The organism is Streptomyces sp. ISL-87 (assembly GCF_018614095.1).
Taxonomy (GTDB): domain Bacteria; phylum Actinomycetota; class Actinomycetes; order Streptomycetales; family Streptomycetaceae; genus Streptomyces.
The window spans coordinates 1-19,893 of record NZ_JAGGOY010000092.1; the positions used below are offsets into that span (position 1 = coordinate 1).

The window sequence follows — 19,893 nt, forward strand, 5'->3', positions numbered from 1 at the left end:
ACGACTTTGCAATCGCCCTGCGCAGGGGGTGCCTGGGGAGCGGCAGTTGTTGCCTTCCGGGCCGCTAGATATCAAGCGGACAGACAGGCCGACTCGCAACATCAGCAATGGCTCAGGCAGGTCCGCCGCGAGACATACAGTGCGTTTCTCGAATCCGCAAACGCATGCCTGATGTTTCTGTACACAGCCCCAGCATCCCGCGATCTTCCTATGGACGAAGCGGGGCAAGCGGAGCGGCTTCGACGCCGTGGTGTCGCCACGGCAGAGCAGCAGAGGTTCGAAGCCGCGCGGGCGACTCTCAATCTGGAGGCCCCAGCGGAGATTAGAGATTTGGCAGCCGAACTCGCTCAGCACTTCACGGCCCTGTTCGAGCATGATTTCTGGATCTGGGGTGTGCCCCGGGATGAGGGCAGAGCGCCGCCGTTCAGCCTGTTGAGGCCACACATCCAGAAGGTGGAACGAGTCCAAGAGCTGATGAGTGAAATCCAGCGGCGATGTCGAGAATCCCTGACGGGCAATCAGTGAGCGTTTTCAGCGTTGCCCCTCCAAGCTGAGGACAGATTTGGTGATGACGGTCATGCGGTTGGGACTGATGCGGGATCTTCGGAAGATCTGCCAGGACTTCAGCCGTGCCATGCCGCGTTCGTCCGGTGCCCGGGCTGCGGCCAGGGCTCGGTTGACGGTGCGCTGGGTGAGGGTGAGTTCGCCGCCCGGTGGCCGTTTGAGTCCGGTGGTGACCCAGGGGCCGGCGCCCGTGTAGGCACGGTCGGCGAGGACGGGGAGACCCTGGCGTTCGCAGATACGGATCATCCGGTGGGTGCGGGCCGCGGTGAGGCCATGAGTGCGGCCGGGCAGGGCGGGCGAGATCCACAGCAGCTCGCCGGCCGGATCGGTGAGGACCTGGACGTTCACGCCGTGCCGACGGTGCTTGGCCGAGTAGTCCGCCCGGCCGTCGTCGACGCGGTCGCACTCGGCGAGGGTTCCGTCCAGCAGGACGAAGTCCGGATCGTGCTCGCACAGCGTCTTGGGCAGGCCAGGGGCTCGTTCGGCGAGCAGGCCGGTCACGCTGGTGACGTACGCGTGGACGGTGCCGACGGATATCCCGAACCCGGCCGCGATCCGGGTGGGGGTGTCGTGGCGGCGCAGGTACACCAGAGCGACGAGCGCACGCTGGTGCGGCGGGAGCTTGCAGCGGCGGTCACCCTCGCGGGTGACGATGAGCATGGTGACCCACTCGACCAGGGCGTGAGGGAGGTCGAGTGCGGCAGGATAGGGAACCAACAGGGCTGCTGTGCCGGTAGGTTGAGACGTCGACACCTCCCTCAACGGCACGGGGGCTTTGTGCGTTGCGGCCCTCACCTCGACCTGACCGGCATCACCCGATCAGTGGCCACGCTGAAAACGCTCAGTGCTTCCGTTCGCTCGTCGAGCCGGCACGGTATCCGCGAACAGGGGCCCACCCCGGCGCGGTTCGCATCCTGTCGGGGGCGGGGGACGAGCGGCGAGGCCCCCACCTGTCTTGGTAGGGGGTCTCGTCCAGTAGCGGCGCGGGCGGAGTTGCTGCCCTTCGCGGGCTCAACGGCTCTTGTACATCGTGACCGTGAAGCTGACCTTCTTACCGTTGTGGTAGTCGCTGCTGTCCCACACCGAGATGTGAGACCTGTCGTCCTGCATCCGCAGGTGCAGCACCTCATCGGCGTTGCTCCAGTTGTATCCGACGAACTGGAAGTTCGGCTCGGGACTGTCTCCCATTCTCCTGTTTCCCCAGCTGCAGATATGCGACGAGTCGTTCTCGCAGACGTCCCAGGCCCTGGCGTACAGGTGGCAGTCCTCTCCCTGCCATACGTCGATACGCTTCAGCCTCGCGTCGGACGAGCGCCACGTGCCGTTGAACCGGCTGGCGGAGCACGAGGCGGCTGCTTCTTTCGTCGAGGTGACGGTGAGCACCACCGAGAGGGAGAGCGTCAGGGCGGCCGTCAAGAGCACGGCCATGATCTGGCGTAGTGGAATGCGGGCAGAAGAGACCTGTGTCATCGTGAACCTCCGATAGCGGGTCGCAGCGCGGGGCATCCCGTCGTCACACGACGCGTCGTCCCCCTACTTCGGCTGAACGCCACCCATTCGGGCCCGGATCATTTAGCTCTTTACCCCCTGCGCCTATTCCAGAGCAGCACTCCGCAATCCTGATCGCAAGTCGGCAGGATTTTACATTTCGCGCACGATTCAATGATGAATGCGATCCAAAGTGGATCGGTCCAACGAGCTTCTTCAGCCTTGACGCTCCAGGGTGAGGATGGCTTTGGCGATTGACGTCATGCGGTTCGGACTGCATCGGGACCTGCGGAAGATCCGGCAGGATTTCAAGCGGGCGACGCCGCGTTCCACCGGTGCCCGTGCCGCGGCCAGGGCCCGGTTGACGGTCTTCTCGGTGGGGGTGAGTTCCTGCAGGGGCCTGCGTTTGATGCCGGCGGTCAGCCAGGGGCCGCCGCCCTGGTAGGCGAGATCGGCCAGGATGGGAATGCCCTGGCGCTCGCAAATGCGGATGATCCGGTGGGTGCGGGCGGCGGTCAGGTCGTGGGCGCGGCCCGGCAGCGCGGGTGAGAGCCACAGCAGTCGGCCGTCCGGATCGGTGACTACCTGTACGTTCACTCCGTGCCGGCGGTGCTTGTGGGAGTAGTCCGCGCGTGAGTCGCCGACCCGGTCGCACTCGGCGAGGGTCCCGTCCAGCAGGACGAAGTCGGGGTCGGCCTCGCGCAGGCCTTCAGTAGACCTGGCGCACGTTGGGCGAGGGCTGGTGTAGGCGTGGGCGGTGGACTCGCTGATCCCGAACCCGGCAGCGATCTTTGCCAAGGTTGTGTGCTCACGTAGGTACACCAGTGCCACCATCGCGCGCTGGGACGGGCGGAGCTTGCAGCGCCGGTCGCCCTCGCGGGTGACGATGAGCATGGTGACCCACTCCACGAGCGCATGTGGCAGGTCGAGTGCGGCAGGATAGATGACCAACGAGGCCCCTGAGCAGCGTGGTTGAGACGTCAGACATCTCGATCAACTGTCCGGGCGCCTCGCTCGTTGCGCTTGTCGGGTGTCACCTGATCGGGGCCCGGCTCGAAGAGGCTCAGTGAGCTGCGGTTTGCACGCCCGTCAGCGGCCGGGGGATGCGCCTCACGCGACGTCACGGTCGCTGCGAGTGCTTGGCCGTCCACCCCGAGAGCGGCCGGTCGCCGCATGCGGTGGAGCGGCATGGTCGTCAACTGAGACGGGAATTGAGACTGAAGAGGGAGAAGGGCGGCACCCTTTAAGGGTGCCGCCCTTTCGTTTTCCCTGCTCAGGCCGCCAGAGGCCGTGGCGGGAATCGAACCGGCGTAACTCGCTTTGCAGGCGAGTCCCTCAACCACTCGGGCACACGGCTGTGTGGTGGTGATGTGTAAGACCGTACGAGGGGTCGTGGCGCCGGGGAAGGGAGGCGCGGGTCCTGCAATGCGACTGCCATGCGCCGTTCACAGACCTAGGGCTGAGGGCCGAGGCGGGATCCGCCTAAATGACAGGGGCGAGGGGCGGGAATGGGCCTTACGCTGGGGCGATGAGTGCCCTTGAGCCCCGTGTGCCCCAGAAAGACGCCGCGTCGGTCCCGGCCCTGCCCGAGGGCGGGATTCTCGGGCCGGCGTACCGGACGCTCAGTATCGGGATCATCTCTGTCATCTCTCTCATCGCCTTTGAGGCGACTGCCGTCGGTACGGCCATGCCTGTGGCCGCGCGGGAGCTGGACGGGATCGGGCTCTACGCCTTCGGGTTCTCCGCGTACTTCACCACCAGCCTGTTCGGCATGGTCCTGTCCGGGCAGTGGGCCGACCGGCAGGGGCCGTTGCGGCCGTTGACCGTCGGGATCGGGGCCTTCGCCGCCGGGCTGGTGTGCTCGGGGACCGCGGGGGTCATGTGGGTGTTCGTGCTCGGGCGGGCCGTGCAGGGGTTTGGTGGGGGGCTGGTCATCGTCGCGCTGTATGTGGTGGTCAGCCGGGCCTACGAGGAGCGGCTGCGGCCCGCGATCATGGCGGCCTTCGCCGCGAGCTGGGTGGTGCCGTCGATCGTGGGGCCGCTGGCTTCCGGGACGGTGACCGAGCACCTCGGGTGGCGGTGGGTGTTCCTCGGGATACCGGCGCTGGTGGTCGTGCCTCTGGTGGTGGCGCTGCCGGCGATACGGAGGACCGCGGGCGGGCCGGTCGATCCGGACGCGCCGCCCGTGGCGTTCGACCGGCGCCGGATCCGGATGGCGTTCGGGATCTCGGTCGGCGCGGGGCTGCTGCAGTACGCGGCGCAGGACCTTCGGTGGCTGTCGGTGCTGCCGGGTCTCGCGGGGGCGGCGCTGCTGGTGCCGGCCGTGCTGGGGCTGCTGCCGCGCGGGACGTACCGGGCGCGGCGGGGGCTGCCGTCGGTGGTGCTGCTGCGCGGGGTGGCGGCGGGGGCGTTCATCGCGGCGGAGAGCTTCGTACCGCTGATGCTGGTCACCCAGCGGGGGCTGAGCCCGACGCTGGCCGGGTTCTCGCTCGCGCTGGGCGGGGTGACGTGGGCGGCCGGCTCGTGGGTGCAGTCCAAGGGGTGGATGGCGCCGTACCGGGAACGGCTGATGGTCGGCGGGATGGTGCTCGTCGCCGCGGCCATTGCGGCGGCGCCGACGGTGCTGATCGCGTGGGTTCCGGTGTGGACGCTGGCCCTGGCGTGGGCCGTGGGGTGCCTGGGGATGGGGCTGGTGATCGCGTCCACGAGCGTGCTGCTGCTGAGGCTGTCGGCGCCGGAGGACGCGGGGGCCAATTCCGCTGCGCTGCAGATTTCTGATGCGCTGGCGAACGTGGTGTTGCTGGCGGCGGGGGGCGCGGCGTTCGCTGCGCTGGGTGGGGGTGCGGTGGGGGGTGTGCATGGGGTGGCAGCCTCCTCGTCGGGTTCGCACCCGGGGGCGTTCGTGGTCGTCTTTCTGCCGATGGCTGTTGTGGCGCTGGTGGGGGCGTGGGTCGCGACGCGGCTGCAGGGGCCGGGCGAGGGCTGAGCGGGGGCAGCCGCCTGGGCTCCCGCCCCGGGCCCTGGCGCCTCAATCGCCGGCAGGGCTGGATTTGTTCGGGAGTGCGGCCTATGAGGACCTGTACGAGCAGGCCGCCGCCCTGCTGCACGGGATCGCGACGAACCACCCCCTGGTCGACGGGAACAAGCGCACCGCCTGGCTGGCCGCCGCGACCTTCCTCGCCGTGAATGGCGTGGATCTCGCGGAAGTTGATCAGGAAGCCGCGTACGGCCTGGTCATCGATGTCGCCTCCGGGGACGAGGGGAACATCGGGAACATCGCGGAGCGCTTGCGGCGGATGTGACCCTCGCCGCACCCGCCGAGGTCACGGGCCTGTCCCTCCGCGAGGGGCGGGCCCGCACCGGTAGGGTGGCCCGGTTGTCCTACGTACGACTGCCCGTACCAGAACGCCGAGAGCCGAACCGGAGACCGTGACTACTACCGCCTCCCACCACCTCTCACCCGCCTTCCCCGGCCGCGCGCCGTGGGGTACCGCCAGCAAGCTGAGAGCCTGGCAGCAGGGTGCGCTGGACAGGTATCTGGAGACCCAGCCGCGCGACTTCCTCGCGGTCGCGACGCCCGGCGCAGGCAAGACCACCTTCGCGCTCACCCTCGCCTCGTGGCTGTTGCACCACCATGTCGTCCAGCAGGTGACCGTCGTCGCGCCGACCGAACACCTGAAGAAGCAGTGGGCCGAGGCCGCCGCACGGATAGGCATCCGGCTCGACCCGGAGTACTCCGCCGGGCCGCTGAGCAAGGACTACCACGGGGTCGCCGTGACGTATGCGGGTGTGGGCGTACGGCCGATGCTGCACCGCAACCGCTGCGAGCAGCGAAAGACCCTCGTGATTCTGGACGAGATCCACCACGCCGGTGACTCCAAGTCGTGGGGCGAGGCCTGCCAGGAGGCCTTCGACCCGGCGACGCGACGGCTCGCGCTGACCGGAACGCCCTTCCGGTCCGACACCAACCCCATTCCCTTCGTGAGCTACGAAGAGGGGAACGACGGGATCCGGCGGTCCTCCGCCGACTACACCTACGGGTACGGGAACGCCCTCGGTGACGGTGTCGTCCGGCCCGTGATCTTCCTGTCCTACAGCGGCAACATGCGCTGGCGCACCAAGGCGGGCGACGAGATCGCCGCCCGGCTCGGCGAGCCGATGACCAAGGACGCCATCTCGCAGGCCTGGCGTACGGCGCTGGACGCGCGCGGCGACTGGATGCCGAACGTGCTGCGCGCCGCCGACCAGCGGCTGACGGAGGTCCGCAAGGGCATCCCGGACGCGGGCGGGCTGGTCATCGCCTCCGACCAGGACTCGGCGCGTGCGTACGCGAAGCTGATCCGGGAGATCACCGGGACGAAGGCGACCCTCGTGCTGTCCGACGACACTGGCGCGTCGAAGCGGATCGACGACTTCAGCGCCAACGGCGACCGCTGGATGGTCGCGGTCCGCATGGTGTCGGAGGGCGTCGACGTGCCGCGCCTCGCGGTCGGTGTTTATGCCACCACCATTTCGACGCCTTTGTTCTTTGCGCAGGCTGTCGGGCGATTTGTGCGTTCACGCAGGCGCGGCGAGACCGCTTCTGTGTTCCTTCCGACCATTCCCTATCTCCTCGGTTTCGCCAACGAGATGGAAGTCGAACGGGACCACGTACTCGACAAACCGAAGAAACAGGGCGAAGAAGACCCGTACGCCGAGTCCGAGAAGGAAATGGACGAGGCGAACAAACTGGAGGACGAGGACACCGGCGAGGACGAGCAGATGTCCTTCGAGGCGCTGGAGTCCGACGCCGTCTTCGACCGGGTGCTCTACGACGGCGCCGAGTTCGGCATGCAGGCGCACCCGGGCAGCGAGGAGGAGCAGGACTACCTCGGCATTCCTGGGCTGCTGGAGCCGGACCAGGTGCAGATGCTGCTGCAGAAACGGCAGTCGAGGCAGATCGCGCACAGCCGGCGCAAGCCGGACGGGGAGGCGGACCTGCTGGAGCTGCCGGCCGAGCGGCGGCCGGTGGTCTCGCACAAGGAACTGCTCGAGCTGCGGAAATCGCTGAACACGATGGTGGGGGCGTACGTCCACCAGAGCGGCAAGCCGCACGGCGTGATCCACACGGAGCTGCGGCGGGTGTGCGGCGGGCCGCCGAGCGCGGAGGCGACGGCAGGGCAGCTGCGGGAGCGGATCAAAAAGGTTCAGGAGTGGGCCACCCGTATGCGGTGATCTGTTCCTCCAGGTATGCAACGGGGTCCGTGCGGATGTTCGCACGGACCCCGTTCGCGTCAGCTCCCGGCGGATACGCGGGAGAGGGCGGGACGGACTTCGAGGAGAGGCACCGGGAGGTGCCGGGAGGAGCCGGGAGGAACCGCGAGGAACCGCGAGGTTACGAATTCAGACCGCTGTTGGGCTTTAAACAGGGATATAAACCGGCAGTGCGCGCCCGGATTCTGGACGAGCTCTTCCGCTGAGCGAACCCGCTCGCTACTGTCCCCGCATCGAACGCCCCGTGGCAGCGCCGCCGCGGGAGCGCAGCCGGTGCCATGGCCGCTACCGGCGGCCTCTCCGTGCGTCGCCGTGGGACCGGTGATGCTTCACCCCGTGAGAGTCACCGCCGCCCACCGAAAGAGGGAGAGGCGTCGTGACCGCGGAAACCTCCCAGACTCTCGACAGAGGGCTCAGAGTCCTCAAACTGCTCGCCGACACCGACCACGGTCTGACCGTCACCGAGCTGTCCAACCGCCTCGGTGTGAACCGCACCGTGGTCTACCGCCTCCTGGCCACGCTCGAACAGCACGCCCTGGTCCGCCGCGACCTCGGCGGCCGGGCCCGCGTCGGGCTCGGCGTGCTGCGGCTGGGGCGTCAGGTCCACCCGCTCGTACGCGAGGCGGCCCTGCCCGCGCTGCGGTCCCTCGCCGAGGACATCGGTGCCACCGCGCACCTGACCCTCGTCGACGGCTCCGAGGCGCTCGCGGTGGCCGTCGTCGAGCCGACCTGGACCGACTACCACGTGGCCTACCGGCCCGGCTTCCGCCACCCGCTGGACCGCGGCGCAGCCGGCCGGGCCATCCTGGCGGCCCGTCAGGGGTCCCTCACCGAGCCCGGGTACACGCTGACCCACGGGGAGCTCGAAGCGGGCGCCAGCGGCGCTGCGGCGCCCCTGGTGGGCATCACCGGGCTGGAGGGCAGCGTCGGCGTCGTCATGCTGGCCGACGCCGTGCCCGAGCGGGTCGGCCCCCGTGTCGTGGACGCCGCCCGTGAGGTGGCCGACGCCCTGCGGTGACGCCGTGACGCCGTGACGCTGCGCTGGGCTCGCGGAGTACGGGTGGCGTCCGGCTCGGCGCCCGGGGCGGTGAGCCCGGCCGCGTCCCATCCGGGTCCGACCGGGCCCATCCGGGTCCGACCGGGCCCATCCGGGTCCGACCGGGGCCATCCGGGTCCGGTAGGGACGGCGCCGGTTCGCGGTGAGCATGCGTGAGCGTCCCGCGCACCCGCCGCTTGGCCTGCGCGCGAAGCCCGCGAGCTCCGGCGATAGATTGACCGGGTGCTCTCACGCCTCACACGTCTGCCGCGTCCCGCCGCCCTAGCCGTCTGCGCCCTGCCCGTGGCCGTGCTGTTCGCCGCGGCCGTCTTCGCGCCGCTGCCCTTCGTGATCGCCCAGCCCGGGCTCACGGCCGACGTACTCGGCGCCCGCGACGGCAAGCCCGTGATTTCCGTCACCGGTGCCCCCACCCGGGAGACCAAGGGCCAGCTCCGGATGACCACCATCCAGGCCACCGGCCCCTCCACCACGGTCAGGCTGCCCGAGCTCCTCGACCACTGGTTCGACGGCACCCGGTCGGTCATGCCCAAGGAGGCCGTCTACCCCTCGGGCGGAAGCGACAAGGAGATCGAGCAGCACAACCTGGAGGAAATGGCGGAATCCCAGTCGGATGCCGCCCAGGCCGCCCTCGGCTATCTCCACAAGGACCCGAAGGACGTGAAGGTGCGGCTGAACCTCGCCGACGTCGGCGGTCCCAGCGCCGGACTCCTCTTCTCCCTCGGCATCGTCGACAAGCTCGACGGCGACGGCAGCGGCGGCGATCTCACCGGCGGCCGCAGCATCGCCGGCACCGGCACCATCACCGCGGACGGCGACGTCGGTGCGGTCGGCGGGGTGGCCCTGAAGACCCAGGCCGCGCAGCGCGACGGGGCGAGCGTCTTCCTCGTACCGCAGGCGGAGTGCTCGGACGCCCAGTCCGAGCTCCCCGAGGGGCTCCGGCTGATCCCGGTCAGCTCGCTGACGGATGCGGTGAGCGCTCTTCGCTCGCTGAACCGGGGAGAGCCGGTTCCCTCCTGCTGAGCGCGACGGCCTCAGCGGGCGCCCGGTCGTCGAGCCCGCGCCAGGCCGGGAAGACCAGCGGGGTGAGCGTGGTGAGCAGGTAGGCGCCGCCGAACAGCAGCAGGGCGCGGGTGGTGCCGAACCCGTCGGCCAGCAGGCCCGCGGCGAGCCCGCCCAGCGGCATGGTCAGCTCGCAGCCCGCCGTGCTCACGCCCGAGACGCGGCTGCGCAGTTCCTCCGGCACCTTCTCGTAGACCACGGTGGTGAGGATCGGGTTGAGCATGCCTGCGCCGAGCCCGCACAGCGCCAGCGTCACCGCGAGCGGCAGCGGCGTGTCCGTGAACGCGGCCACCGCGTAGCGGGGCGCCCCGCACAGCAGGAAGGCCGCGGCGAACACCGCCCTACGGGGGAACCGCTCGCCCCACGCCCCGTAGATCAGGGCGCCCACCAGTGCGAAGCCGCCGAAGAGGGAGACCATCAGGCCGAGGGCGGTGGCGCCGCCGAGCGCCTCGCGGCCGTGGACGGGCAGCAGGACGGAGGACCAGCCCTGGTCCAGGCCGTTGGTCATCATCACCATCACGGTGATGCCCATCAGCAGCCGGGAGCGGGCCAAGAAGGCCCAGCCCTCGGCCAGTTCGGCACGGTAGCCCGCGAACGACACCTTCCCGGCGGCGCGTTGCGGCTCGGCGGCGGGCACCCCACGCAGGAACGCGGTGACCAGCAGGGCCGAGGCCGCGAAGGTGGCCGCGTCCAGCAGCAGCACGGTCTCGGCTCCGAAGGCGGCGATCAGCAGGCCGGCCAGCGCGGCCCCGATCATCCGGGCTCCGCGCGAGACCGCGTCGTAGAGGCTGGCGGCCTTGGCGACGGTGGTGCCGGAGTGCTCGGCGAGGTTGGGCAGGAGTACGTAGCGTGCGGTCAGGCCGGGGGTGTGCACGAGGCCGCCGACGGCCATCAGCGCGCACAGCATCCAGAAGTCCAGCAGGCCCGCGTAGTGCAGCAGCGGGATCGCGGCGACCGACAGCGCGCAGATCAGGTCGGATGCGGCCGAGACCCGGCGGCGGCCGATCCGGTCGATGACCGGGCCGCCGACGAGCGCGGCGATGACAACGGGCAGGGTGGCGCAGAAGGCGACGATCCCGGCCCGGCCGGCGCTGCCCGTGGTCTGGAGCACGAACCACGGGACGCCGATCAGGGTGAGTGAACTCCCCGCTATGGAGATCGTGTTGGCGGCCAGTACGGCTGCGAACGGCCGGCGGCTCATACGGCGCGCTGGACGCGGGCGTGGACGTGGGCCGGCTGCATCAGGCGGATACCGGCGGCGACCAGGGCCTCGCCGAGCAGGTTGCGCAGGGCCGGGGTGACGGGAGCGACGGGGGCGGCCTCGTGGGCGAGGCGCCAGGCCGCGGCCTCGGTGGCGAGCTCGGCGGTGCGGGCGGCGTGCATCTCGGCGTACATCTCGGTGTGCGTGAAGGTGTGCATGGCAGGACTCCTTCTGCGGAGCTATGTGTGAGAGAGAGGGGGAGAGTTCGGAGCGGTCGGAGCTACTCGCCGGTGCGCGGGAAGGCGTGCGTGTGGATGCGGACCGACTCCGCGCCCTTCGCGGGCGGCAGATCGCGGTAGCTGTTGACCAACTCGTGCATCTTGTGGATCAGTTCGTGGCTCTGCTCGGCCGTCAGCCGCAGGGTGAAGTCACTGATGTCCGAGCCGCGCCGCCACTCCTGGGACCAGCTGTGGGCGTTGCCGAGCCAGGTGCTCATCTCCTGCGTGTGGATCGTCGCGATCTCGTGCAGGAAGAGGTCCGCCGCGCCCCGCGTGGCCGGGTCCTCGTCGAACATCAGCTTCTCGTCGAACCTCGTGCCGTCGTGGGCGGCCTTCCACCAGCGCTCACGGCCCTTGCCGTGCTCGGGCGCGTCCTCGACGAACCCGTGCGCGGCGAGCTGGCGCAGGTGGTAGCTGGTGGCCCCGCTGGACTCCCCGAGCCGCTCCGCCAGTTGGGACGCGGTTGCCGGGCCGCCGTGGCGCAGGGCGGCCAGCATGCGGATGCGCAGCGGATGGGCGAGACCGCGCAGGGAGCGGGCGTCGAGGGTGCGGACCTGGGGTTCCGGGGTTTCCGGCGTCTCGGGCATGCCTCAACAGTAGAGTTGCAAAGACTCCTCTGCAAGCATTTCTTTGCATAGAAGTCTTTGGAACTCGGGCTTCCGGTACCAGGACGGGTGCCAGGGCGAGTCGTGGGCCTCGTGCTGTCGCAGGTCAGGCCTTCGCGGCGGTGCTCGCCCCCGGCGGGCGCACCATGAAGACGTCGATCGGGTCCTGGGCTTCCACGACGAATCCGTGGCGCTCGTAGAGCCGGAGGGCGGCACTGCCCTGCAGGACGTTCAAACGCACGGTCGTGCCCTGTGCGTCCGTCCGCTCCAGCACCGTGCGCAGGACGGCGGACCCGAGCCTTGGGCCCTGATGGTGCGGAGCAAGGTAGAAGTGCTCCAGCCACTGACCGCCTTCGGCGGGCCGGACCGTGACGCATCCTGCGAGTTCGCCGTCGATCATGACGACCGACGTGTGCCGCGCGGCCGGAGTATCTCAGCCGGTGTCGGCCTGCTCCGAACGATCTCGTCAGTCGCCGTCAGTCGCGTCAGTCGTCGTCGGCCGCCTGCTCGACCAGCGGGATGATCCGCAACGGAACGGGATTCTCCATGACGATCGCCGTCGAGGCCCGCACGATCCCGTCGAATGCGACCACCCGGTCGATCACCCGCTGGAGATCGGCGTTCGACCGCGCCACCAGCCGGCACAGCATGTCCCCGTGCCCGGTGGTCGTGTGCAGTTCCAGCACTTCCGGTACGCCGCCCAAGTGCGCCCGTACATCGGCTCCCTGGCCCTGCTTGATCTCCAGCGTGGCGAAGGCGGTGACCGGGTAGCCGAGCGCCGTCGGGTCCACCTGGGGGCCGAACCCCCGGATGACCCCGTTCGACTGGAGCCGGTCCAGCCGTGCCTGCACGGTGCCGCGGGCCACGCCGAGCCGGCGTGAGGCCTCCAGGACCCCGATCCGGGGCTCGCGCGCGAGCAGGACGATGAGCCGGCCGTCGAGTTCGTCGATGCCCATGGATGCCTCCGGACTGCTCCGCGGGTGGTCATACTGCACAGATGCTTCAACCATCCTGGCCTCGTACTGGTCAGTCTGTACAGCAGAATAGGAAACTATTGCGCAGCTTGTGGATCGGCGGGACTCTGCGCTCATGACTGAGACCCTCGAAACCACCCCGCACACCGCGCGTGAGGCCGACCCCTTCCCGGTGAAGGGCATGGACGCGGTCGTCTTCGCCGTGGGCAACGCCAAGCAGGCCGCGCACTACTACTCCACCGCCTTCGGCATGAAGCTCGTCGCCTACTCCGGACCGGAGAACGGCAGCCGCGAGACGGCCAGCTACGTCCTGGCCAACGGCGCCGCGCGCTTCGTCCTCACCTCGGTGATCAAGGCGACGACGGACCGCGGCCGCTTCCTCGCCGAGCACGTCGCCGCGCACGGCGACGGCGTGATCGACCTCGCCATCGAGGTCCCGGACGTGCGTGCGGCGTACGCGTACGCCGTCTCGCAGGGCGCGCGCGGACTGGACGAGCCGTACGAGGTCAAGGACGAGCACGGCACGGTCGTGCTGGCCGCGATCGCGACGTACGGCCAGACCCGGCACACGCTGGTGGAGCGCGGCGAGTACTCCGGCCCCTACCTGCCGGGCTACGCCGCGGTCGAGCCCATGGTGGCCCCGCCGGCGAAGCGGACCTTCCAGGCCATCGACCACTGCGTGGGCAACGTCGAGCTCGGCCGGATGAACGAGTGGGTCGCCTTCTACAACAAGGTCATGGGCTTCACGAACATGAAGGAGTTCGTGGGCGACGACATCGCGACCGAGTACTCGGCCCTGATGTCGAAGGTGGTCGCGGACGGCACCCTGAAGGTGAAGTTCCCGATCAACGAGCCGGCGATCGCGAAGAAGAAGTCGCAGATCGACGAGTACCTGGAGTTCTACGGCGGCGCGGGCGTCCAGCACATCGCGCTGGCGACCAACGACATCGTGGCCACCGTGCGCGCGATGCGGGCGGCGGGCGTGCAGTTCCTGGACACCCCGGACTCGTACTACGACACGCTCGGCGAGTGGGTCGGCGACACCCGGGTGCCGGTCGAGACACTGCGCGAGCTGAAGATCCTGGCGGACCGCGACGAGGACGGCTACCTGCTGCAGATCTTCACCAAGCCGGTGCAGGACAAGCCCACGGTGTTCTTCGAGATGATCGAGCGGCACGGCTCGATGGGCTTCGGCAAGGGCAACTTCAAGGCCCTGTTCGAGGCGATCGAGCGCGAGCAGGAGAAGCGCGGCAACCTGTAGGCAGCAGCTCCGGGGCCCCGCCGTCGCGCGGGGCCCCCTGGGGCCTCGGCCCCGTTTCGGCCTCGCCGGCGTTCGAGGCGCGGGGCCGGGCAGCGCCCGGGAACGCACGCACCCGCAGGGACGCCCCGCCCTTCAGGGCTGCTACGGGACCGGCTCCGGCTTCGCCTCCGGCGCCTGCTCTGGCTTCGCCTCCGGCGCGGGCTCCGGCTTCGCCTCCGGCGCCTGCTCTGGCTTCGCCTCCGGAGCGGGCTCCGGCCTCGCCTCCGGCGCCTGCTTCGGCTTCGGCTTGGGCTTCGGAAGGTCCGGCGCCACCCACGGAGTGCGCGGCTGCATGTTCTCCGGACCGCCCGGCGGGGGCTGGCCGATCGTCGCCAGGGCGTTCTTGGCCAGCGGGCCCCGGACCGGCGAGAAACGGGGATTGGTACGCAGGGCCTCCTGGAGGTGCCGCCGCGCCGCCGGCTCGTCGCCCAGGCCGCGCTCGATCATCGCCCGGTGGAAGGAGAACTCCGCGCTCCGCAGGCCGAGGTCCGTCGCCCTCTTCGCGTATTCCAGGGCCGCCGTGTCCTCGCCCGTCTTGTGCAGGGCCCAGCCGAGAGCGTCCGCCACCTGCACGCTCTTGTGCCGGGACCACTCCGCGGACAGGCGCCGGACCGCCCCGCCCGGGTCGCCGTGGTCCGCCAGGAACAGGCCGAGCACCACTTCCTCGTTCACCCCGTCCGGCGCACCCCGCGAGGCGAGCGCCCTCAGCGTGTCGAACGGCGCACGCGCCTCGTCCCGCCGCCCCAGCGACTCCAACAGCTCGCCCAGCTCAAGCTCCAGCCGCGGCGCCGGCGACCGCCCCAGCGCCATCCGGTAGTCCCGTACCGCCTCCCCGTCCCGGCCCATCGCTGCCAGCGCACGGGCCCGGCCGCCCAGCGCCTGCGACTGCCCCGGATCCGTCCGCAGGGCGGCCTCGTACAGCCGCAGGGCCTCCGCGGTCTCACCCCGTTCCCAGGACAGCTCCCCGAGCCGGAACAGCACGTACGCCTTCTCCTCCGGGGCCTTCGCCGCCCCCGCCGCATGCTCCATCGCCGCCAGCGCGTCCTCGCGCCAGCCGCGGTCCCGGAACACCTGTGAGGCCCGGATGTGCGCCGCGAGTCCCGTCCGCACGTCCATCAGCTGTTCCATCGCCTTCTGCGCGCCCTTGTAGTCGCCGAGGCCCGTGTACGCGTCCACCAGCACCGGGTACGCCGTCCAGCGCCGCGGCGCCTGGGCCCGTACCAGCTCGCCCCACTTCTTGGCGGTACCGAAGTCCCCGCGGGCATTGGCCAGCGCGCCCATGCCCGTCATCGCGTCGAAGTTGCCCTTCTCCGCCGGCCGGACCTCCAGCGACCGCTTCAGTGCCCTCTCCGCCTTCGGGAACCAGCTGGATCGCGCCGTCCTGCGTGCCTGCTCCAGGTACGCCGACCCGAGCACCGCCCATGAAGCTTCGTCATCGGGGTGCGCCGCGACCCACCTCTCCCGGTCCGCGACCAGCGCCGTCAGGTCCACCGCCGCCGCGGGGGCGCCCATCCCGACCGCCGACGCGGCCCGTTCGCTCGGTCCCGGCGGGCGCGCGTCATCGCCCGTGCGGGCGGGCCGGATCAGCAGCGCTCCCGCGATCAGGACCACTGCGACCGCGGCCGCCACGAGCGTCTTGCGGCCGGTGAAGGTCACGGGCGGCGCCGGCTGCTGCGATTCATCGTCAATACCGTCAATACCATCAATACCGTCAATGCGGTGAATGCGGCGAATGCGGTCAGTACGGTCCATGGGGTCACTGTGCGTCAATATGAAGAGCTCGCCGAGGTGTCCGAAGAGGGTCGCGGCCGTGTTCACACCGATGGCCCCGGCTGCCACGCTGCCCCCATGGCTGACGATCTCTCCGCACCGCACCCCGACCGGCTCCGCGCGGACCTCTGTGCGCGGCTGCTGGAAGGGCTGCCCGCCGAAGCCCTCCTGACCGACCCTCAGGTCACCGCCTCCTACGCCACCGACATGGCCAGCTTCTGCGCCGCCGGCACCCCGGCGGCCGTTGTTCTGCCCCGCACCGTCGAACAGGTCCAGCACGTCCTGCGCACCGCCACCGCCCTACGCGTCCCCGTGGTCCCGCAAGGCGCCCGCACGGGCCTGTCGGGCGCCGCCAACGCCTCCGACGGCTGCATCGTGCTGTCCCTCGTCGCGATGGACCGGATCCTGGAGATCAACACCGTCGACCGGACAGCCGTCGTCGAACCGGGCGTGGTCAACGCCGTGCTCTCCCGGGCCGTCGCCGAACAGGGCATGTACTACCCGCCCGACCCCTCCAGCTGGGAGCAGTGCACCATCGGCGGCAACATCGGCACCGCCTCCGGCGGTCTGTGCTGCGTCAAGTACGGGGTCACCGCCGAGTACGTCCTCGGCCTCGACGTGGTCCTGGCCGACGGACGGCTCCTGCGCACGGGGCGGCGTACCGCCAAGGGGGTCGCCGGGTACGACCTCACCCGGCTCTTCGTGGGCTCCGAGGGCAGCCTCGGCGTCGTCGTCCAGGCCGTCCTCGCGCTGCGCCCGGCGCCACCCAGGCAGCTCGCGATGGCCGCCGAGTTCCCCTCGGCCGCGGCCGCCTGCGAGGCCGTCTGCGCCGTGATGGAAGCCGGACTTGCGCCCTCCCTGCTGGAGCTGATGGACCGTACGACCGTCCGCGCCGTCAACGCCCTCGGCCGGATGGGGCTGCCCGAGACCACCGAGGCGCTGCTGCTCGCCGCCTTCGACACCCCGGACGCGCCCGCCGAACTCGCCGCCGTGGGGAAGCTGTGCACGGCCGCCGGGGCCACCGCCGTCGTGCCCGCCGAGGACGAGGCGGAGTCGGAACTGCTGCTGCAGGCCCGCCGGATGTCGCTGACCGCCCTGGAGGAGCTGCGGCCCGCGACGATGATCGACGACGTGTGCGTACCGAGGTCGCGGCTCGCCGAGATGCTGGACGGCACGGCCGCCATCGCCCGCGCGTACGACCTGCTCATCGGGGTCTGCGCGCACGCCGGCGACGGCAACACCCACCCCGTGGTCTGTTTCGACCCCGCCGACGAGGACGAGACCCGGCGGGCCCGCGAGTCCTTCGACGAGATCATGGCGCTGGGACTGTCCCTCGGCGGCACCATCACCGGCGAGCACGGGGTCGGCGTCCTGAAGAAGGAGTGGCTGGCCCGCGAACTGGGGCCGGTGGGGCTGGAGATGCAGCGCGCGGTCAAGCAGGCCTTCGACCCGCTGGGGCTGCTCAACCCCGGCAAGCTCTTCTGACCCCACTGGTGACCCCACTGCTGACGTCACCGCCGGCCCCGCGGCTGACGTCACCGCCGGCCCGCCGCTGACCGCCTGTCGCCGCCTCACAGGTCACCCTCGGCGGACTCGTCCGAGGGCCACGGGTCGCGCAGCCACAGGTCGTCGGCCGGGGTCGGGGCGAGCAGCTCGGCCAGCGCGTCGTCCAGGCCGAGCCGCTCGGCTTCGGTGCCGGGCGGGACCACGCGCAGGGTGCGCTCCAGCCAGGCCGACACCGAGCCGGCCGGGGCCTCCAGCAGGGCGTCGCCGTCGGGGGAGGTCAGTGCCATGCAGAGGACGGCCTTGTTGTCGATCTTCGTGGGCCAGATCCGGACGTCGCCGTGGCCGCACGGCCGGAACACCCCTTCGACGAGCAGCTCGCGGGCGAAGGTCCAGTTGACGGGGGTGTGGGAGCCGGCGTGGAAGGTGATGTGGACGGCATAGGGGTCGTCGGTGAGGTAGAGCAGCCGGGCGGGGACGGGGATGCTGCGCTCGGGGGACATGACCAGCTTGAGTTCCAGCTCGCGCTCGATGACGGGGTGGTGCATGGCGGCCTCACTTCGTGCGTTCTCCGGTGTGCGGGGGCCGGGATCGGGCCCCGCATCCGGAGAGAGCGCCGTCGTGCCCGGGTATGACGCGACTTCCGGGAGCGATGCGGAGATTGGCGTGTTTCTGTCGGGTGACCGAAAACCGCCGTGGGGGGACGTGAGAAGAAGTGTTCGCCCGAAGGCTTGGATTCTCCCGTTACCGGACCTGTCGCGACGGGGTTCTTGGCTATGGTCCTCCCCTGCACAAGCCTCAAGCCACGATCGGAGTTGGGGACATTGACGGCCTCCCCTGGAGACGGCGAGCACGCGGCCCGCGAGGGCTACTACCCCGACCCGTCCATCCCCGGGTACGTCCGGTACTGGAACGGCCAGTCCTGGGTCCCGGGCACCAGCCGCCCGGCGCCTCCGGCTGACGAAACGGGCCCGGTGTTCCTCGACCAGACCTCGGTGGCGGAGGCCCTCCCGGACCCTGACCGGGAGCGGGAGCGGGAGCGGGAGCGGGAGCGGGAGCCGGAGCCGGAGCCGGAGCCGGAACGGGCCGCCGCCCCGACGGGGTGGCAGGCCGACCCCGCCCAGCAGTACGGCTTCGGCGGCCCCCGCGACGCCCGCGTCTCCTGGGGCAACCCACCGCCCCCGGCCCCCCTCCCGGACCGCGGCCCCGGCATCTCCCTGGCCCGCCCCCCGACCGCGTCGGCGCCCCTGGCGGACCGATTCCCCGCCCAGGGCTCGGGCCAGACTCCTGGCCACGGCTCGGCCACCCAGACTCCTGGCCACGGCTCGGCCCAGGCTCAAGGTCTGGGCTCGGGCCAGGCCTCTGCCCAGGGCTCGGGCCAGGCTCAAGGCCAGGGCTCGGGCCACGCCTCTGCCCAGGGCTCGGGCCAGGCTCAAGGTCTGGGCTCGGGCCAGGCCCAGGCTCCGGCCGCACACTCGGCCCCGGGCGGGCCCCAGGCGCCGGCGCCGGTCTATGGGCAGGACCCGGCGTCGCTGTCAGCTCAGGCGCAGGCCCCGGGCTCGGGTGGGGGTTTCGCTTCGGCGGAGGGGGTGGGGGTCCTGTCGGCGCGGTCCCCGGCCGCCCCGGTCGCTCCTGTTCCCGTGACGGCGTGGCCCGAGGCCCCCGGCGGCGGCCGCGGCGAGTCAGGGCTCACCTCTTCCTGGCCCGCGGCGGCTGAGGCGGATTCCAAGCCGAGCCCGGCGGCGCCGGTGGCCGCGGCGGCCCCGATGATCCCCGCGCCCGCGCCCGCGCCCGCCCCCGTGCCCACGTCCGCCGCCCCGGCGGCCCCAGCCCCTGAACGCACTGCCTCGGGGGTCCGCGCCCCTGAGCCCGCTACCCCGGGGGGCCCCGCTTCCGGGCCCGCTACCCCGGGGGTCCCCGCCTTTGGGCATGCCGCCCCGGAGCGTGACAGCCTGGGGGGCCGCATCTCTGAGCGTGACAACCTGGGGGCCCGTGCCCCTGAGCGTGACAACTTCGGGGCCCGCACCGCGGAGCGCGACACCTCGGGGGCCCGCATCTCTGATCGTGCCGCCTCGGGGGCTCGTACCCCTGAGCGTGACAACCTGGGGGCCCGTACCCCGGAGCGCGACAACCTCGGGGCCCGCGCCCCGGAGCGCGACACCCCGGGGGTCCGCGCCCCTGAACGGGCCACCCCGGGGGCCCGTACCCCGGAGCCCGCCGCCCCGGGGGCCCGTACCCCCCGGCCCGCCGCCCCAGGGGCCTCCGCGGGCCCCGGCCCTGAGCGTGCAGTCTCGGACAGGCCCGGGGCCACCGCGCGGGCCGTGTTCGAGCGGATGGCGGAGCGGGCCGTCCGGCCCGCCGGGCTGGTTCGGCGGGGTGTGGCCCGTGGGCTCGACTCGCTGGTCCTCGGCGCCGTCGCGGCCGCGGCCGCCTGGCCCCTCGTACCCGAGGCCACGGCGCACATCCAGGCCAAGGTGGACGCGGCCCGGGTGACCGGGCGGACGACCACCATCTGGCTGTTCGACGGCACCATCGCCGGCTACCTGGGCCTGGTCATGGCCGTCGTCCTCGTCTTCGGGGTGTTCTACGAGGCCCTGCCCACCGCCCGTTGGGGCCGCACGCCGGGCAAGAAGCTGCTCGGCATCCGGGTCCTGGCCACCGTCACCCTCCGCCCGCCCACCTTTGGCGCGGCTCTGCGCCGCTGGCTGGTGTACGCCCTCCTCGGCCTCCCGGGCAGCCTCTGGTGCCTCGTCGACCGCCCCCGCCGCCGGGGCTGGCACGACAAGGCCGCGGGGACCTACGTAGCCCGCTAGGCGCAGCTCAGCGGACTCTTGTGAGGAA

At 71.1% G+C, this 19,893-nt stretch carries 17 protein-coding genes, 1 tRNA gene and 2 pseudogenes; 9 read left to right on the plus strand and 11 right to left on the minus strand.

The window, feature by feature from the left end; all coding sequences use genetic code 11:
• The coding region (locus J7I97_RS30165) for a hypothetical protein (RefSeq protein WP_374195527.1) at positions 1 to 525 on the plus strand (525 nt) is incomplete at its 5' end.
• A 6-nt stretch (positions 526 to 531) separates the two neighbouring features.
• Here the strand turns inward: J7I97_RS30165 and J7I97_RS30170 are convergent.
• From J7I97_RS30170 to J7I97_RS30185, 4 genes and pseudogenes are all read right to left on the minus strand, one after another.
• Positions 532 to 1,281, minus strand: coding sequence for a transposase family protein (locus J7I97_RS30170; RefSeq protein WP_214941161.1), 750 nt, complete (start codon positions 1,279 to 1,281; stop codon positions 532 to 534).
• 294 nt (positions 1,282 to 1,575) lie between these two features.
• Positions 1,576 to 2,034: a hypothetical protein gene (locus tag J7I97_RS30175; protein ID WP_214941205.1), complete on the minus strand. Its 459-nt coding sequence runs from the start codon at positions 2,032 to 2,034 to the stop codon at positions 1,576 to 1,578.
• Positions 2,035 to 2,268: 234 nt separating this feature from the next.
• Positions 2,269 to 3,003: pseudogene (locus J7I97_RS30180) on the minus strand (transposase family protein).
• Between the two features lie 334 nt (positions 3,004 to 3,337).
• Positions 3,338 to 3,408, minus strand: a tRNA-Cys gene (locus J7I97_RS30185).
• Between the two features lie 172 nt (positions 3,409 to 3,580).
• On the opposite strand from J7I97_RS30185, the gene J7I97_RS30190 reads away from it, so the two are divergent.
• From J7I97_RS30190 to J7I97_RS30210, 5 genes are all read left to right on the plus strand, one after another.
• Positions 3,581 to 5,038 carry an MFS transporter gene (locus J7I97_RS30190; protein WP_214941166.1) on the plus strand — a complete coding sequence of 486 codons (1,458 nt, stop codon included), beginning with the start codon at positions 3,581 to 3,583 and terminating at the stop codon, positions 5,036 to 5,038.
• A gap of 64 nt (positions 5,039 to 5,102) precedes the next feature.
• Entirely contained in the window at positions 5,103 to 5,354 is a 252-nt protein-coding gene (locus tag J7I97_RS30195; protein ID WP_214941208.1) for a type II toxin-antitoxin system death-on-curing family toxin, read from the plus strand.
• A gap of 127 nt (positions 5,355 to 5,481) precedes the next feature.
• Positions 5,482 to 7,266 (plus strand): DEAD/DEAH box helicase, encoded by a 1,785-nt coding sequence (locus J7I97_RS30200; protein WP_214941168.1) that lies wholly within the window; start codon positions 5,482 to 5,484, stop codon positions 7,264 to 7,266.
• A 415-nt stretch (positions 7,267 to 7,681) separates the two neighbouring features.
• Positions 7,682 to 8,323, plus strand: coding sequence for an IclR family transcriptional regulator (locus J7I97_RS30205; RefSeq protein ID WP_214941171.1), 642 nt, complete (start codon positions 7,682 to 7,684; stop codon positions 8,321 to 8,323).
• A 261-nt stretch (positions 8,324 to 8,584) separates the two neighbouring features.
• On the plus strand, positions 8,585 to 9,382 hold the full coding sequence (locus J7I97_RS30210; RefSeq protein ID WP_214941174.1) for a S16 family serine protease: 798 nt from the start codon (positions 8,585 to 8,587) through the stop codon (positions 9,380 to 9,382).
• Here J7I97_RS30210 and J7I97_RS30215 read toward each other — a convergent pair.
• The 5 genes and pseudogenes from J7I97_RS30215 to J7I97_RS30235 form a co-directional block, all read right to left on the minus strand.
• Positions 9,312 to 10,622 carry an MFS transporter gene (locus J7I97_RS30215; protein WP_214941176.1) on the minus strand — a complete coding sequence of 437 codons (1,311 nt, stop codon included), beginning with the start codon at positions 10,620 to 10,622 and terminating at the stop codon, positions 9,312 to 9,314. The genes J7I97_RS30210 and J7I97_RS30215 overlap by 71 nt on opposite strands.
• Positions 10,619 to 10,840, minus strand: a complete 222-nt coding sequence (locus tag J7I97_RS30220) for a hypothetical protein (protein WP_214941179.1) — start codon at positions 10,838 to 10,840, stop codon at positions 10,619 to 10,621. Before J7I97_RS30220 ends, J7I97_RS30215 begins: the two co-directional genes overlap by 4 nt.
• Positions 10,841 to 10,902: 62 nt before the next feature.
• A complete protein-coding gene (locus J7I97_RS30225; RefSeq protein ID WP_214941182.1) occupies positions 10,903 to 11,487 on the minus strand; it encodes a transcriptional regulator in 585 nt (194 codons plus the stop codon).
• 124 nt (positions 11,488 to 11,611) lie between these two features.
• Positions 11,612 to 11,908, minus strand: a pseudogene (locus J7I97_RS30230) (GNAT family N-acetyltransferase); the annotation flags it as partial.
• A gap of 82 nt (positions 11,909 to 11,990) precedes the next feature.
• Positions 11,991 to 12,461 carry an Lrp/AsnC family transcriptional regulator gene (locus tag J7I97_RS30235; protein ID WP_214941188.1) on the minus strand — a complete coding sequence of 157 codons (471 nt, stop codon included), beginning with the start codon at positions 12,459 to 12,461 and terminating at the stop codon, positions 11,991 to 11,993.
• Positions 12,462 to 12,594: 133 nt separating this feature from the next.
• On the opposite strand from J7I97_RS30235, the gene hppD reads away from it, so the two are divergent.
• The gene (gene hppD / locus J7I97_RS30240) at positions 12,595 to 13,740 is read left to right on the plus strand and encodes a 4-hydroxyphenylpyruvate dioxygenase (RefSeq protein ID WP_214941191.1); all 1,146 of its coding nucleotides are present in this window, start codon (positions 12,595 to 12,597) and stop codon (positions 13,738 to 13,740) included.
• Positions 13,741 to 13,881: 141 nt separating this feature from the next.
• Here the strand turns inward: hppD and J7I97_RS30245 are convergent, their stop codons facing one another.
• Entirely contained in the window at positions 13,882 to 15,435 is a 1,554-nt protein-coding gene (locus J7I97_RS30245; RefSeq protein ID WP_308369293.1) for a tetratricopeptide repeat protein, read from the minus strand.
• A gap of 192 nt (positions 15,436 to 15,627) precedes the next feature.
• Between J7I97_RS30245 and J7I97_RS30250 the strand changes: the two genes are divergently transcribed.
• Positions 15,628 to 17,034 (plus strand): FAD-binding oxidoreductase, encoded by a 1,407-nt coding sequence (locus J7I97_RS30250; RefSeq protein ID WP_251059291.1) that lies wholly within the window; start codon positions 15,628 to 15,630, stop codon positions 17,032 to 17,034.
• A gap of 86 nt (positions 17,035 to 17,120) precedes the next feature.
• Here the strand turns inward: J7I97_RS30250 and J7I97_RS30255 are convergent, their stop codons facing one another.
• A complete protein-coding gene (locus J7I97_RS30255) occupies positions 17,121 to 17,600 on the minus strand; it encodes an SsgA family sporulation/cell division regulator (RefSeq protein WP_214941194.1) in 480 nt (159 codons plus the stop codon).
• Between the two features lie 276 nt (positions 17,601 to 17,876).
• Between J7I97_RS30255 and J7I97_RS30260 the strand changes: the two genes are divergently transcribed.
• Positions 17,877 to 19,865, plus strand: a complete 1,989-nt coding sequence (locus J7I97_RS30260) for an RDD family protein (RefSeq protein ID WP_214941197.1) — start codon at positions 17,877 to 17,879, stop codon at positions 19,863 to 19,865.
• The last annotated feature ends 28 nt before the right edge of the window (positions 19,866 to 19,893 follow it).

Bases quoted from the DNA above. Each gene is read 5' to 3' on its own strand.
- J7I97_RS30175 (WP_214941205.1), bottom strand. From the start codon at position 2,034: ATGACACAGGTCTCTTCTGCCCGCATTCCACTACGCCAGATCATGGCC.
- J7I97_RS30190 (WP_214941166.1), top strand. From the start codon at position 3,581: ATGAGTGCCCTTGAGCCCCGTGTGCCCCAGAAAGACGCCGCGTCGGTC.
- J7I97_RS30215 (WP_214941176.1), bottom strand. From the start codon at position 10,622: ATGAGCCGCCGGCCGTTCGCAGCCGTACTGGCCGCCAACACGATCTCC.
- J7I97_RS30220 (WP_214941179.1), bottom strand. From the start codon at position 10,840: ATGCACACCTTCACGCACACCGAGATGTACGCCGAGATGCACGCCGCC.
- J7I97_RS30225 (WP_214941182.1), bottom strand. From the start codon at position 11,487: ATGCCCGAGACGCCGGAAACCCCGGAACCCCAGGTCCGCACCCTCGAC.
- J7I97_RS30235 (WP_214941188.1), bottom strand. From the start codon at position 12,461: ATGGGCATCGACGAACTCGACGGCCGGCTCATCGTCCTGCTCGCGCGC.
- hppD (WP_214941191.1), top strand. From the start codon at position 12,595: ATGACTGAGACCCTCGAAACCACCCCGCACACCGCGCGTGAGGCCGAC.
- J7I97_RS30250 (WP_251059291.1), top strand. From the start codon at position 15,628: ATGGCTGACGATCTCTCCGCACCGCACCCCGACCGGCTCCGCGCGGAC.
- J7I97_RS30255 (WP_214941194.1), bottom strand. From the start codon at position 17,600: ATGCACCACCCCGTCATCGAGCGCGAGCTGGAACTCAAGCTGGTCATG.